Source organism: Sphingomonas jinjuensis, from assembly GCF_014197105.1.
GTDB lineage: Bacteria > Pseudomonadota > Alphaproteobacteria > Sphingomonadales > Sphingomonadaceae > Sphingomonas > Sphingomonas jinjuensis.
Genome location: NZ_JACIEV010000004.1, coordinates 122,440 through 135,128, shown reverse-complemented (window position 1 = coordinate 135,128; position 12,689 = coordinate 122,440). Strand labels below are relative to the sequence as shown.

The 12,689-nt window shown below is 69.4% G+C and carries 14 protein-coding genes; 8 read left to right on the top strand and 6 right to left on the bottom strand.

Features of this window, described 5'->3' with window-relative positions; all coding sequences use genetic code 11:
* Positions 1-35: 35 nt before the first annotated feature.
* From GGQ80_RS08250 to GGQ80_RS08230, 5 genes are all read left to right on the top strand, one after another.
* Entirely contained in the window at positions 36-1,520 is a 1,485-nt protein-coding gene (locus tag GGQ80_RS08250; RefSeq protein WP_183983636.1) for an efflux transporter outer membrane subunit, read from the top strand.
* Positions 1,520-2,938: an efflux RND transporter periplasmic adaptor subunit gene (locus GGQ80_RS08245; protein ID WP_183983634.1), complete on the top strand. Its 1,419-nt coding sequence runs from the start codon at positions 1,520-1,522 to the stop codon at positions 2,936-2,938. Before GGQ80_RS08250 ends, GGQ80_RS08245 begins: the two co-directional genes overlap by 1 nt.
* Positions 2,939-3,090: 152 nt before the next feature.
* The gene (locus GGQ80_RS08240; protein ID WP_183983632.1) at positions 3,091-3,807 is read left to right on the top strand and encodes an ABC transporter ATP-binding protein; all 717 of its coding nucleotides are present in this window, start codon (positions 3,091-3,093) and stop codon (positions 3,805-3,807) included.
* Complete coding sequence (locus GGQ80_RS08235; RefSeq protein WP_183983630.1) at positions 3,807-4,253, top strand: DUF559 domain-containing protein; 447 nt, start codon at positions 3,807-3,809, stop codon at positions 4,251-4,253. The genes GGQ80_RS08240 and GGQ80_RS08235 overlap by 1 nt, the downstream gene beginning before the upstream one ends.
* A 3-nt stretch (positions 4,254-4,256) precedes the next feature.
* The gene (locus GGQ80_RS08230) at positions 4,257-5,474 is read left to right on the top strand and encodes an ABC transporter permease (RefSeq protein ID WP_183983628.1); all 1,218 of its coding nucleotides are present in this window, start codon (positions 4,257-4,259) and stop codon (positions 5,472-5,474) included.
* On the opposite strand, the gene GGQ80_RS08225 is transcribed toward GGQ80_RS08230, so the two are convergent.
* Complete coding sequence (locus tag GGQ80_RS08225; protein ID WP_183983626.1) at positions 5,443-6,066, bottom strand: nucleotidyltransferase family protein; 624 nt, start codon at positions 6,064-6,066, stop codon at positions 5,443-5,445. The two genes, GGQ80_RS08230 and GGQ80_RS08225, sit on opposite strands and share 32 nt — an antisense overlap.
* A complete protein-coding gene (locus GGQ80_RS08220) occupies positions 6,053-6,976 on the bottom strand; it encodes an XdhC family protein (RefSeq protein ID WP_183983624.1) in 924 nt (307 codons plus the stop codon). Before GGQ80_RS08220 ends, GGQ80_RS08225 begins: the two co-directional genes overlap by 14 nt.
* A gap of 205 nt (positions 6,977-7,181) precedes the next feature.
* On the opposite strand from GGQ80_RS08220, the gene GGQ80_RS08215 reads away from it, so the two are divergent.
* A complete protein-coding gene (locus tag GGQ80_RS08215; RefSeq protein ID WP_246346957.1) occupies positions 7,182-8,156 on the top strand; it encodes a glycerophosphodiester phosphodiesterase in 975 nt (324 codons plus the stop codon).
* Complete coding sequence (locus tag GGQ80_RS08210; RefSeq protein WP_183983620.1) at positions 8,156-8,422, top strand: hypothetical protein; 267 nt, start codon at positions 8,156-8,158, stop codon at positions 8,420-8,422. The genes GGQ80_RS08215 and GGQ80_RS08210 overlap by 1 nt, the downstream gene beginning before the upstream one ends.
* Positions 8,423-8,504: 82 nt before the next feature.
* Here the strand turns inward: GGQ80_RS08210 and GGQ80_RS08205 are convergent, their stop codons facing one another.
* A complete protein-coding gene (locus GGQ80_RS08205; protein WP_343050951.1) occupies positions 8,505-9,218 on the bottom strand; it encodes an esterase/lipase family protein in 714 nt (237 codons plus the stop codon).
* A complete protein-coding gene (locus GGQ80_RS08200; RefSeq protein WP_246346956.1) occupies positions 9,209-9,874 on the bottom strand; it encodes a DUF2459 domain-containing protein in 666 nt (221 codons plus the stop codon). Before GGQ80_RS08200 ends, GGQ80_RS08205 begins: the two co-directional genes overlap by 10 nt.
* 27 nt (positions 9,875-9,901) lie before the next feature.
* On the opposite strand from GGQ80_RS08200, the gene phhA reads away from it, so the two are divergent.
* On the top strand, positions 9,902-10,765 hold the full coding sequence (gene phhA / locus GGQ80_RS08195) for a phenylalanine 4-monooxygenase (protein ID WP_183983618.1): 864 nt from the start codon (positions 9,902-9,904) through the stop codon (positions 10,763-10,765).
* Positions 10,766-10,963: 198 nt separating this feature from the next.
* Here the strand turns inward: phhA and GGQ80_RS08190 are convergent, their stop codons facing one another.
* A complete protein-coding gene (locus GGQ80_RS08190; RefSeq protein ID WP_183983616.1) occupies positions 10,964-11,902 on the bottom strand; it encodes a 50S ribosomal protein L11 methyltransferase in 939 nt (312 codons plus the stop codon).
* Positions 11,892-12,587 (bottom strand): SDR family NAD(P)-dependent oxidoreductase, encoded by a 696-nt coding sequence (locus GGQ80_RS08185; protein ID WP_183983614.1) that lies wholly within the window; start codon positions 12,585-12,587, stop codon positions 11,892-11,894. The genes GGQ80_RS08190 and GGQ80_RS08185 overlap by 11 nt, the downstream gene beginning before the upstream one ends.
* Positions 12,588-12,689 lie beyond the last annotated feature (102 nt).

Genomic DNA, 12,689 nt, shown 5'->3' with positions numbered 1-12,689 from the left:
ACGCCGCGCGGTGGGCTGGTCACACCTGTCGCCAGATGCGTCGAATTGCCGTCCTCCTCACGTCCGCCGCGCTCGCGGGCTGCACCGTAGGTCCGAACTACAAGCCGGCGAGCCCCGCCACGCTTGGTGTGCCCGACGCCTATTCGGTCACCGCGGCGCCCACCGCGGAAGACCTCACCGCCTGGTGGACGCGCTTCAACGACCCGCTGCTCAGCCGCCTGGTCGAACAATCGCGCACCGCCAACACCGATGTCGCCCAGGCGGTTGCGCGGTTGCGCCAGGCGCGCGAGGCGCTGGTGCAGAGCCGGTCGAGCTTGCTGCCCACCGTCAGCGGATCGACCGGCTATCAGCGCAACGAGAACCTGCGCGGCGGCGGCCGCTCGTTCACGCTGCCCGACGGCACCGTCGTCGACACCGGCGGCGGCGGCAGCAACAGCTACACGCTCGGCCTGTCCGCCAGCTACCAGGTCGGTCTGTTCGGCGAGATCCGCCGCACCGTCGAGGCGAGCCGCGCGCAGTACGAGGCGTCGGGCTTCGACTATGCCACCGTGCTGCTGTCGGTCGAGAGCGAGGTGGCACGCAACTACGTCCTCGCCCGGCTCTATCAGGCGCAGCTCGCCAACGCCCGCGGCTCGCTGCGCATCCAGGACGACAATCTCGAAATCGCCGGCTTCCGCGTCCAGGCCGGCCTCGTTTCCAGCCTTGACGCCGAACAGGCGCGCAGCCAGCGCGCGCAGACCGCCGCGACGATCCCGCAGATCGAGCAGCAGTACAACGCCGCCGTCTCGCGCATCGGCGTCCTCACCGGCCAGGCGCCCGGCGCGATCAAGCCACAGATTGAGGCGGTGGCGCCGATCCCCACCGGGCCGCGCAGCGTCGGCGTCGGCATCCCCGCCGACACGCTGCGCCAGCGTCCCGACGTCCGCTCCGCCGAACGCAGCCTCGCCGCCGCCACCGCGCAGATCGGCGTCGCCAAGGCGCGGCTCTATCCGGCGCTCGCGATCAGCGGCGCGATCAACACCAACGCCAGCGCGATCGGCAGTCTGGGCGACGCCATCACCGGCAGCCTGTTCGCCGGGCTGACCCAGGCGATCTTCAACGGCGGCCGCCTGCGCAGCCAGGTCCGCGCGCAGGAGGCGGCGACCGACGCCGCCTTCGCCGCCTATCGCGGCACCGTGCTCAACGCGCTGGAGGATATCGAGAATGCGATCGTCGCGCTCGATTCGGCGCAGCGCCGCGAAGTCGCGTTCCAGCAGGCCTATGACGCCGCCAACAGTTCCGCGCTGCTCAGCCGGCTGCAATATCGCAGCGGCCTCGCCGACTTCCTGACGCTCAGCCAGCAGGAGACCGCGCTGCTCTCCGCCACCAACGGCATCGCCCAGGCGCGCGCCGATCAGGCGACCGCGCTCGTTCAGCTCTATGTCGCGCTCGGCGGCGGGTGGGACGCGACCACCGTCCCGACCGCGCCGCCGCCCGGCGCCACCGTCCCGACCACCGCTCCCCTACCCGAGAACCGCTGATGGCCGATCCCGCACTCGACGACTTCCTCGGCGTGAAGCCGCAGCCGGCGTGGCGCCGCTGGGTCAAATGGGGGCTCGTCGTGCTTGGCGTCGTGCTGCTGTGCCTGTTGCTCGCCAAGTGTTTCGCCGGCAGCAAGGCGACCGAATATGCCACCGCCAAGGTCGATCGCGGCAACCTGACCGTCAGCGTGTCGGCGACGGGCAAGTTAGCGCCGACCAACCAGGTCACCGTCGGCTCGCAGCTGTCGGGCCTCGTCACCAAGGTGGTGGTCGACGTCAACGATCGCGTCACCGCCGGCCAGCCGCTCGCGCTGATCGATCCGCAGCAGATCGACGACCAGATCCGTCAGCAACAGGCACAGATCGCCGCCAACCAGGCGCAGGTGAACCAGGCGCGTGCCACCGTCGCCGAGGCCCAGGCGCAGCTCGCCCGGCTGGAGAACGTCTACAAGCTGTCGAACGGCCGCGTCCCCTCGGGCACCGAGCTTCAGACCGGCCGCGCCGATTACCAGCGCGCGATCGCGGCGTTGAAGACTGCGCAGGCCAATGTCGCCGCCTCGCAGGCCCTTCTCGCTCAGAGCCAGACGCAGCGCCAGCGCGCGATCATCCGCTCGCCCGTCAACGGCGTCGTCCTCGCGCGCCAGGTCGATCCCGGCCAGACCGTCGCCGCCTCGTTCAACACGCCGACGCTGTTCGTAATCGCCGAGGACCTGTCGAAGATGAAGCTGGAAGTCGCGATCGACGAGGCCGATGTCGGCACCGTCAAGAGCGGGCAGAAGGCGAGCTTCACCGTCGACGCCTTTCCCGGCAAGACCTTCCCCGCGACGATCAGCCGCGTCGATCTCGGCTCCAACCTGACGGTCAGCTCGGCGACCTCGTCGAGCAGCAGCACCACGACAAGCACGACGACCGGCCAGGTGGTGTCCTATGCCGCCGACCTGACCGTCAGCAATCCGACGCTTGAGCTGCGCCCGGGCATGACTGCGACCGCCGACATCGTGACGTCGGACAAGCAGAACGTGCTGCTCGTCCCCAATGCGGCGCTTCGCTTCAAGCCAGCGAGCGGCGACAAGGCCGACAGCGGCGGCGGCATCGCCGGCTCGCTCACCTTCCGCCCGCGCCGCGGCCAGCAGCGCGAACGCTCGGCGACGGTCGGCCGCGGTGGCACCCAGACGGTCTACGTCAAGGGCGCCGACGGCACGCCGCAGGCCGTCCAGGTCCAGACCGGCGACACCAACGGCACGATGACCGAGGTGCTCGGCGGCGACCTGAAGCCGGGGCAGGAGGTCATCACCGGCCAGCTCGCGAGCGGCGACGGCAGCAGCGGCGGCGGACGTCGCAGCGGCGGTGCCGGCGGCGCGGGTGGCGGTAGCGGTGGCGGCGGCCGTCGCGGCGGGGGCGGGGCCGGTGGCCAGTAATCCTCAGCCTCCCCACACCCCTTCCGTCATCCCCGCGAAGGCGGGGATCCATACTGGCTGCCCTCTCGAAGGCGACGCCACCGCCGTGTCGCCGTATTCCCGCCTACGCGGGAATGACGAAGGGGTGGCTGGAAACGACGGGGGAGGGCCACATGCCTGACCCCCTCATCTCCCTACGCAACGTCACCAAGACCTACGGCACCGGCGCCACCCAGTTCCAGGCGCTGAAGGGCGTCGACCTCGACATCGCCGCCGGCGATTTCGTCGCGGTGATGGGCCCGTCGGGGTCGGGCAAATCGACGACGATGAACATCCTCGGCTGCCTCGACGTCCCCAGCGCGGGCGAATTCCTGTTCCGCGGCATCCATGTCGAGGCGCTCGATCGCGATCAGCGGGCCTTGCTCCGCCGCAAGTACCTTGGCTTCGTGTTCCAGGGCTTCAACCTCTTGAGCCGCACCAGCGCGCTCGAGAATGTCGAACTGCCGCTGCTCTATCGCGGCGACGAGAAGAAGGCCCGCCGCGCGACCGCGATGGCGGCGCTCGAAAAGGTCGGCCTCGACCAATGGTGGGACCATACCCCCGCCGAGCTGTCGGGCGGCCAGCAGCAGCGTGTCGCCATCGCCCGCGCGATCGTTACCCAGCCCGACGTGCTGCTGGCGGACGAGCCGACCGGCAACCTCGATTCCGAACGCTCGGTCGAGATCATGGAACTGCTCACCGACCTCAACCGCGCCAGCGGCATCACCGTGCTGATGGTCACCCACGAACCCGACATGGCCGCCTTCGCCCGCACCGTGGTCCACTTCAAGGACGGCCTGGTCGAGCGCATCGAGAACCAGCACCGTCAGGGCGAAGAGGTGGCGCTGTGATGGTGGAGACACGTGCAAGCCCCTCCCCTTCAGGGGAGGGGTTGGGGTGGGGGACCCGGCTGGCAGCTCGTGCGCACCAGATGCGCCGAGAACCGCCCGAACCTGAAAAGCGCCTTTGGCGCGGCCGGACGAACAGTCAGCTCGGCGGCTTCGAATTCCGACGCCAAGCGGTGCTCGGCATGCGTATCGTGGACTTCTTTTGCCCGACCCTCGGCCTGATCGTCGAGGTCGACGGTCACACGCACGATCACGAAGCAGATTCGCAGCGCGACGCCATTATGGCCGCCCATGGATTCACCACGGTCCGAGTGACGCACACCGATGTCATGACGAACGTAGAGGGTGTTCGTGAGCACATTCTGGATGTCGCGCGAACTCTCCCCCTTCGCGCCGTTTGGCGACTGCCCCACCCCAACCCCTCCCCTAAAGGGGAGGGGCTCAAGTAAGTCATGCTCGGCACCACCCTCATCCTCGCGCTGCGGTCGATCCGCCGCCACCTGCTGCGCTCGTTCCTGACGACGCTCGGCATCATTATCGGCGTCGCCGCGGTCGTCACCATGGTGACGCTGGGCAAGGCGACGACGGCGCAGGTGCAGAAGAACATCTCGTCGCTCGGCAGCAACATCCTCCAGATCCGCCCCGGCCAGGGCTTCGGCCGCGGGGGTGGCGGGCCGCCGCCGCCGCCGCTGACCGACGATTACCTCCGCCCGATCCGCCAGCAGATCACCGGCGTCACCGCGGTCGCCCCTGCGGTCCAGCGCAGCGGCACCGCGATCTACGCCGGCGCCAACTGGTCGACGAGCATCTACGGCACCACCAACGCCTATTTCACCGTCCAGGCATGGCCGCTGACCGCCGGCCGCGACTTCTCGCCCGACGAGGAGCAGGCGGGCAAGGCGGTGTGCATCCTCGGCAATACCGTGCTCAAGAACCTCTTCCCCGGCGGTGACCCCAATGCTGCGATCGGCCAGCGCATCCGCGTCGCCGACATTTCGTGCAACGTCATCGGCGCGCTCAGCATGCGGGGCCAGGCGGGGTTCGGCGGCGACCAGGACGATGTCGTCCTAATGCCGATGAAGACCGTACAGCGCCGCCTGACCGGCGACGACAAGCTCGCCGCGATCCTCGTCGGCGTCGACCAGGCCTATGACACCACCCAGGTCCAGGCGTCGCTCACCAGCCTGCTGCGCCAGCTGCGTCACCTGCAACCGGGGCAAGACGACAATTTCTTCATCTTCGACACCAAGCAGATCAGCGACACGCTCTCGAGCACGACGACGCTGCTGACGCGGATCGTCACCGCGGTCGCGGGGATCAGCCTGGTCGTCGGCGGTATCGGCATCATGAACATCATGCTCGTCTCGGTGACCGAGCGGACGCGCGAGATCGGCATCCGCCTCGCGATCGGTGCGGTCGCCAGCGAGGTGCTGACTCAATTCCTGGTGGAGGCGGTGGCGCTGTCGATGCTCGGCGGTGTCATCGGACTTGTAGTGGCGCAGCTCGCGATCGGCGCGCTGTCGGCGCTCGGCGGCTTGCCGTTCCTGTTCGTGCCCGAGATCAACCTGCTCGCCTTCGGCATCTCGGCGCTGATCGGCGTCGTCTTCGGCTATTTCCCCGCGCGGCGCGCGGCGGCGCTCAACCCAATCGACGCGCTCCGGCACGAGTAAGCGCCTCTGGGGCATGGACCAGCTCGCGCAGCTGCTCCAGCTCCTCGCGCGTGTCGACATCGATCAATTCGGCCGGGTTGGTCACGACATGCCGCCCGCGCTTCACCATGTCGCGCGCGCCGGCATCGCCCTCCAGCGTCAGTAGCGCCTCGAACTGCGCGCGCCCGAACAGCACCGGCGGCTTGGTATCCTTCCCGTCGCTCGACGCGACCACGCTGTCCTCGCCCGTCGCGGCATCGAACAGATGGTAGATGTGCGTCGCGGTGACGCGCGGCATGTCGGCGAGCGCGATCACCACCGCCGCCGCGCCGAGGCGCATCGTCTCGGTCACGCCCAGCCGCACCGACTGCGACATGCCGCGCGCGGGATCGTCGTTGTGGACATGGGTGAAGCCGTAGCGGGTATAGTCGAGCCGCCCGCCGTCGACGATCGCGACCCGCGCCATGAACGGCACCGCCTCCAGCGCGACCGCCACATGATAGCCGAGCGGCCGGCCGAGGAATTCCTCCTCCAGCTTGCTGCCGACATTGCCGAACCGTTCGGACCGGCCGGCGGCGAGGAGGACGAGGACGGTGTTCTCAGGCACGATCATGAAAGGCTCCCACCATCGCCGCCGCGATCGACAGCGCGATCTCCGATGGCCCGATGGCGCCGATGTCGATCCCGACCGGCGCATCGATCCGGTCGATGTCGGCGGGAGAAACGCCCGATTCGGCCAGACGCTCCCGCCGCGCCGCATGGCTGCGCCGGCTGCCGAGCGCACCGACATAGCGCGCCTTCGACGCCAGCGCCGCAATCAGCGCCGGATCGTCGATCTTGATGTCGTGGCTCAGCGTCACGATCGCAGTCGACGGACCGGGCTTCAGCGCTTCGATCGCCTCGTCGGGCCAGCGATCGTCGAGGGTCGCGCCGGGGAAACGTTCCTCGGTCAGGAAGCGTGCGCGCGGATCGACCACCACCGTCTCGATGCCCAGCGCATCGGCCAGCCGCACCAGCGCCTGCGCGATCTGTACCGCGCCGACGACGATCAGCCGCCGCGGCGGGTCGTAGCGGTTGACGAACGCCGCCCCCGTCTCCGCCGGGCGCAGGTCGGAATGGCCGGTTGCAAGGTCGGTGTGGACGGTCAGCGCGTCGCCGTTCGCGCGTGCCTCGGCGATGCGGTCGAACAGCTCGGGGTCGAAGCCTTCCGCGCTGACCGGCTGCACCATCACCTCGATCTCGCCGCCGCACGGCAGACCGACTTCCCAGGCGGCAGCATCGGCGACGCCATAGCTCTTCACGCTGAAGGCTGCGCCGTCGATCACCTGTCGCGCAGTTTCCATGATGTCGCTCTCGACGCAGCCGCCCGACACCGATCCTTCGAACCGGCCGTCCTGGTGGACGAGCATATGGCTGCCCTTTGGCCGCGGCGCCGATCCCCAGGTCGACACGACCGTCGCGATCGCCATCGACGCCCCCCGCCATGCCTGCGCGGCGGCCAGCACCGAGTCATTCTCCGCCATGTCGCATTTCCTTCCTATACCTCCTCGGAACGGGGAGGGGGACCGCTCGCCGAAGGCGAGTGGTGGAGGGGCAGCCCAATAGGTCCAGTGCCTGGGGCTACCCCTCCACCATGCTGGCGCATGGTCCCCCTCCCCGTGCCGGGGAGGTTCTATGTTCGTCGTTCTACTACTGGCCTACGCAACGCCGCTCGGGCAGGAAAGCGCCATGTCACAGCCACTTTCGCCGCCGATCGTCATCGCCCACCGCGGCGCCAGCGGCGAGCGGCCCGAGCATACGCTCGCCGCCTATGAGCTGGCGATCGACGAGGGCGCCGACGTCATCGAGCCCGATCTGGTGCCCACGAAGGACGGCGTCCTCGTCGCCCGCCACGAAAACGAGATTTCCGAAACCACCGACGTCGCCGCCCATCCCGAATTCGCTGCGCGGCGGACGACGAAGACGATCGACGGCCAGACGCTGACCGGCTGGTTTACCGAGGATTTCACCCTCGCCGAGCTGAAGACGCTGCGTGCGAAGGAACGCCTGCCCAGGCTGCGCCCTGGCAACACCGCCTATGACGGCCGCTATCCGATCCCGACGCTGGCCGAGATCATCGCGCTGGCGAAGCGGCGCCACGTCGCCATCTATCCCGAAACCAAGCACCCGACCTATTTCGCTAGCGTCGGCCTCGCCACCGACGCGCCGCTGGTCAAGGAGCTGCGCGCCGCCGGCTGGTCGACCGCCGACGCCCCGGTCTTCATCCAGTCGTTCGAGGTCGCCAACCTGAAGCGCATCCACGCGATGACCGGCATCCGCCTGATCCAGCTGATGGCGGGCGAGGGCGGTCCGGCGGATGGCGCCAGCCCCAGCTATGCCGCGATGCTGACCCCCGCCGGCCTCGCCGATGTCGCGAGCTACGCCTTCGGCATCGGCCCCGACAAGGCGCAGCTGTGGAATGGCGATGGGCCATCGACGCTGGTCGCCGACGCCCATGCCGCCGGGCTGCGCGTTCACCCCTGGACGTATCGCGCCGAAAACGTCTTCCTGCGCGCGTCCTTCCGACGCGGCGATCGGCCCGACGCGCACGGCGACCTGCCCGGCGAGATCGAGGCCGCTCTCGGGCTTGGCATCGACGGTTTCTTCACCGACTATCCCGCAATCGGGGTCGCCGCCCGCAATCGGGCGCGGAGGCCTAAGTAATGCGTATCCTGTTCCTCCTGCCGCTGGTCGCGCTCACCGGCTGCGTCAGCACCGCGACCTCGATCGTGAAGGCGCCGTTCCAGGTCGTCGGCAAGGCCGTCGACTGGACGACGACCAGCCAGGAGGAATCCGACCGCAACTATGGTCGCAAGATGCGGAAAGCCGAAGCTCGCGAAGGCAAGGAACGCCGCGAGTGGGAAAAACGCTGCCGCAAGGATCCTGACGGCTGCGGCGAGTACGACGGCTACCGCGCGGGACGGGACTAGGTTCAGACTCAAGGCCGTCATGTTGAACGTGTTTCAGCATCTCTCGCCGTGTCGCGCCGCCGCGAGAGATCCTGAAACAAGTTCAGGATGACGAGGGGCGGTGGCTGGCCGCCACCGCCACCGCCACCGCCACCAACACCTTGGGCCGCAGCTGCACCCCCAGGTGCGAACTGCGCACCTCCACCGCCACCCCATGTCCGTCGCGGCAGATTTCCCCCGCGACCAGCCCATCGGATCGGCTCCAGATCGCCACGCTGGGGCAGGGTAGCGGCGTCGCGATCGCTTCGCTGCGCGCGACCACCGCGGGATCGTCGAGCCGTTCGCCGGTCATCCATTCGAACGCCCGCCACACGTTGGTTGCCTTGCCGCTGCCGGCAAAGGGCGACGACACGGTGACGACCTGCGCGACCAGATCGGGCCGGCGATGCGCCACCAGCCGCGCCATGATCCCGCCCAGCGACACGCCGATCAGCGTCACGGGCCCGGCTTCCGCCGCCAGCGCCTCGACCCTGGCGATCAGCCGCTCGGCGTCGGCCCCCACCGTCTGCACCCCCAGATTGCGGCCCAGGCCCCAGCCCTCGGCGCGATAGCCCAGCCGCCGCAGGAACCCGCGCATCACCGCGTTCGACCGGTCTGAATTGAACAGCCCCGGCAGCACCATCACCGCTCGCCCGTCACCCCGCGGCGCCGCCGCCAGCATCGCGCGATGCCGCCACCAGGTCGCGACCATCCACGCCGCGCGGGGCAGTTCCGCCGCCCATAGCGCCTTGCTCGGCGCCCGCGGGGTCAGAACCACCACAGCACCGTCTCGGGAAACGGCGTCCACGCGCCGACCCGCACTCCGGCGAAGCGCAGCACCCAGCCGACCCAGGCGTTGCACGTCGTCACCGCGCTGTAATGCCCGCGCGCCGGGTAGAAGACGTCGTTCGCCGCATAGCCGCGCCGCGCCGGCCCTGCGCCACGGCTCGCCATGATCGCCGCCGCCAGCCGGCGATATTCGGCCGGCGTCAGCACGACGCGTCGCACGTCGCCGCCTTCGCGCGGGCGCGGCACATGCTCGACGTGCAGCAGCGTCGCGTCGCTGCCATAGCCCGCGGCCAGCACGGTGGGCAGCCGCACATCGGCCCAGGTCGGCGTGCCGAGGAAGAAGTCGCGCTCGCCCCAACCGATCGCCAGATGGTCGTAGCCCGCGAAGCGTGGGTCGCCGAGGTCGCGTGGCGATGCGAAGCCGCGCCAGTCGACGCCGCCTGCCCGCTTGGGAACGACGATGCCGACGTGGACGCCGTTCGACTCCACCCAAACGCTGACACCCCGGTCGGGCGCGCGCCAGTCGCGGTTCGCGGGGATCGCGCCGCCGATCATCCCCGCCATGCCGTAGAGCGCCAGGAGCATCAGCAGCGCCGCCACCACCGCCGTCGAGAACCAGGCGCCGCGCTTGAGCGTTTCAACCATTCCCGCACGCTATGCTAGGATCGCGCCATGAGCGACACCCATGTTCTCGACTCGCCGCCGCCCGGCGCCGCGGCCGACTGGACGATCCCCCAGCATTGGGATCGCTATACGCCCGAGGAACACGCCACCTGGGACACCCTCTTCGCCCGCCAGGCGAAGCTGCTGCCCGGCCGCGCCTCCGACGCCTATCTGCGCGGACTCGACGTGCTCAAGCTGTCGAAGCCCGGCATCCCCGATTTCGAGGAGCTGTCGGACCGGCTGATGGGGCTGACCGGCTGGCAGGTCGTCGCCGTCCCCGGCCTCGTTCCCGACGAGGTGTTCTTCGACCACATGGCCAACCGCCGCTTCGTCGCGGGCAACTTCATCCGCCGCCCCGACCAGCTCGACTATCTGCAGGAACCCGACGTCTTCCACGACGTCTTCGGCCACGTGCCGATGCTGTCGGACCCGGTCTTCGCCGACTATCTCGAGGCCTATGGCAAGGGCGGCCAGCGCGCGATGCAGCACGATGCGCTGAAATATCTCGGGCGCCTCTATTGGTACACCGTCGAGTTCGGCCTGATCCAGGAGCCGGAGGGGCTGCGCATCTATGGTGCCGGCATCGTCTCCAGCTCCGCCGAAAGCCGCTTCGCGCTCGACGATCCGTCGCCCAATCGCCTCGGCTTCGATCTCGCCCGCGTGATGCGCACGGAATATCGCATCGACGACTTCCAGCAGAACTATTTCGTCATCCCCAGCTTCGACGAACTCCTCCGCGCCACCGTCGAAACCGACTTCGCGCCGCTGTACGAGGAGCTTAAGCGCCAGCCGGACATCCCCGTGGCGAAGATCGAACCGGGGGACGAGGTCATCACGACGGGCACCCAGGAATACGCGCTGGCCAAGGCGTAATGGCGCCCCGTCATCCCGGTTCGCCGGGATAACGGGGGGATCGCACGAAGGTCCAGCAAATCCTCCCCCGGAGGGGGAGGGGAAACCGCCGCGTAGCGGTGGTGGAGGGGTAGCTTCCCCAAGCGGCACCGCCCGCGGAAAATACCCGTCCGCCAGCTGCGCTGGTCCCCCTCCCCCTCGGGGGGAGGAGCGATCACGTCACGCGTCGATCGCCCAATCTCCGCGCCCGCTGCCATCGGTACCCACCGATCGTCGCTCAGCCGCCGCGGTCAGGCACAGGATCGTCCAGTCCCCCCTCACGTTGCGCGCGCGCACGCTGGCGCCCTGCGCGGCATAGGCGTCGACCACCTTCTCCGCCTGATTGGTCAGCAATCCCGCCAGCACGATCGTCGCGCCCGGCGCAGCGATCGCCGCCACCTCGGGCGCCATCGCGATCAGCGGTCCGGCCAGGATGTTGGCGATGACCAGGTCATAAGGCGCGCTCTGGGCAATGGCGGGATCGCGCGTGCCGTCCGCGACCACCAGTGCGACCTGGTCGACGTCGTTGAACGCCATATTCTCGCGCGTCACGTCGATCGCGATCGGATCGATGTCGGTCGCCGCCACGCGCGCCTCGGGCCACAGGTGCCGCGCGGCGAAGGCGAGCAGCCCCGTTCCGGTGCCGAGGTCGATGACGTTGGCGAACCGCTCACCCTCTACCGCCAGCCGGTCGAGCATGGCGAGGCACCCCGACGTCGTGCCGTGGTGCCCCGTACCGAACGCCTGGCCGGCATCGATCAGGAACGCGCGACCACCGTCGGGCGCGTCGCCCGGGTGCGCCGAGGTATGCACCACGAAGCGCCCCTCGCGGATCGGCTCCAGCCCCTGCTGGCTGATCGCGACCCAATCCTCGTCCGACAGCGGTTCGGGCATGGCGGTGCTCCACCCGCCGCTGGCCGCCAGCTCGCGCACCTGGCCGAGCGTCGCGGCATCGGGCTCGCCCTCGAAATAGGCGTCGAGCCGCCATTCGCCCGCCGCCTCGTCGACCTCGGTGGTGATGAGCACCGCATCGATCTCGCCGTCGTACGCCGCGACCGCCTCGGCCTCCGCCTTGGTGCAGGGCAGGGTCAGCTTCCAGGTGACGGGATCAGCGGACATAGCTCGCTCCGTTCACGTCGATCACCGCGCCCGTCATCGACGGCGGCGCCTCCAGCGTGAGGAAGCGGACGGTGGTCGCCACCTCCTCGGGGCTGGCGACGCGACCCAGCGGGATGTCGGCAAGCAGCTTGTCGCCGCCGCGGCTCGCCAGATAGTCGTCCGCCATGCCGGTCATGGTGAAGCCCGGGCACACCGCGAAGGCGAGGATGCCGGCGCTCGCATAGCCGCGCGCGATCGTCTTGGTCATCGCCACCATGCCCGCCTTCGACGCGGCATAATGCCAGTGCGCCGGGCTGTCGCCGCGATAGGCGGCGCGGCTCGCGACGTTGACGATCCGCCCGCCGACCCCGCGTTCCTGCCAGTGCAGTACCGCGCGGCGGCACAGCTCGGCCGAGGCAGTCAGGTTGACCTGCATCGTCCGCGCCCAGCCCTCGCTCCATGCGGCATCGTCGCCATCGAGCGGATTGGCCTCGAAGATTCCGGCATTGTTGACGAGCACGTCGATCGCGCCCCCCGCCTGGTCGAGCGCTTCCGCCCACGCCCGCGCGGGTGCATCGGGATCGGCGAAGTCGGCGGCGATCCCGCTCCTGGTGCCATGGCCCAGCACGGGAACGCCCGCGGCGCCCAGGCTGTCGACGATCGCCGCGCCGATTCCGCGGCTCGATCCGGTAACGAATATGGTCATGGCGCAGGGCTGTAGCGCGGGATGCGCTCCCCGTCATTCCTGCGAAGGTGGGAATCCATGACTCCTGGACCGCCGTGAGAGCCACCAAGGCCAGCCAGTCTC

Excerpts from the sequence above, each read along its gene's own strand:
- GGQ80_RS08240 (WP_183983632.1), top strand. The coding sequence starts at position 3,091 with ATGCCTGACCCCCTCATCTCCCTACGCAACGTCACCAAGACCTACGGC.
- GGQ80_RS08245 (WP_183983634.1), top strand. The coding sequence starts at position 1,520 with ATGGCCGATCCCGCACTCGACGACTTCCTCGGCGTGAAGCCGCAGCCG.
- GGQ80_RS08230 (WP_183983628.1), top strand. The coding sequence starts at position 4,257 with ATGCTCGGCACCACCCTCATCCTCGCGCTGCGGTCGATCCGCCGCCAC.
- GGQ80_RS08235 (WP_183983630.1), top strand. The coding sequence starts at position 3,807 with ATGGTGGAGACACGTGCAAGCCCCTCCCCTTCAGGGGAGGGGTTGGGG.
- GGQ80_RS08225 (WP_183983626.1), bottom strand. The coding sequence starts at position 6,066 with ATGATCGTGCCTGAGAACACCGTCCTCGTCCTCCTCGCCGCCGGCCGG.
- GGQ80_RS08200 (WP_246346956.1), bottom strand. The coding sequence starts at position 9,874 with ATGGTTGAAACGCTCAAGCGCGGCGCCTGGTTCTCGACGGCGGTGGTG.
- GGQ80_RS08220 (WP_183983624.1), bottom strand. The coding sequence starts at position 6,976 with ATGGCGGAGAATGACTCGGTGCTGGCCGCCGCGCAGGCATGGCGGGGG.
- GGQ80_RS08215 (WP_246346957.1), top strand. The coding sequence starts at position 7,182 with ATGTCACAGCCACTTTCGCCGCCGATCGTCATCGCCCACCGCGGCGCC.
- phhA (WP_183983618.1), top strand. The coding sequence starts at position 9,902 with ATGAGCGACACCCATGTTCTCGACTCGCCGCCGCCCGGCGCCGCGGCC.
- GGQ80_RS08185 (WP_183983614.1), bottom strand. The coding sequence starts at position 12,587 with ATGACCATATTCGTTACCGGATCGAGCCGCGGAATCGGCGCGGCGATC.
- GGQ80_RS08190 (WP_183983616.1), bottom strand. The coding sequence starts at position 11,902 with ATGTCCGCTGATCCCGTCACCTGGAAGCTGACCCTGCCCTGCACCAAG.
- GGQ80_RS08250 (WP_183983636.1), top strand. The coding sequence starts at position 36 with ATGCGTCGAATTGCCGTCCTCCTCACGTCCGCCGCGCTCGCGGGCTGC.
- GGQ80_RS08210 (WP_183983620.1), top strand. The coding sequence starts at position 8,156 with ATGCGTATCCTGTTCCTCCTGCCGCTGGTCGCGCTCACCGGCTGCGTC.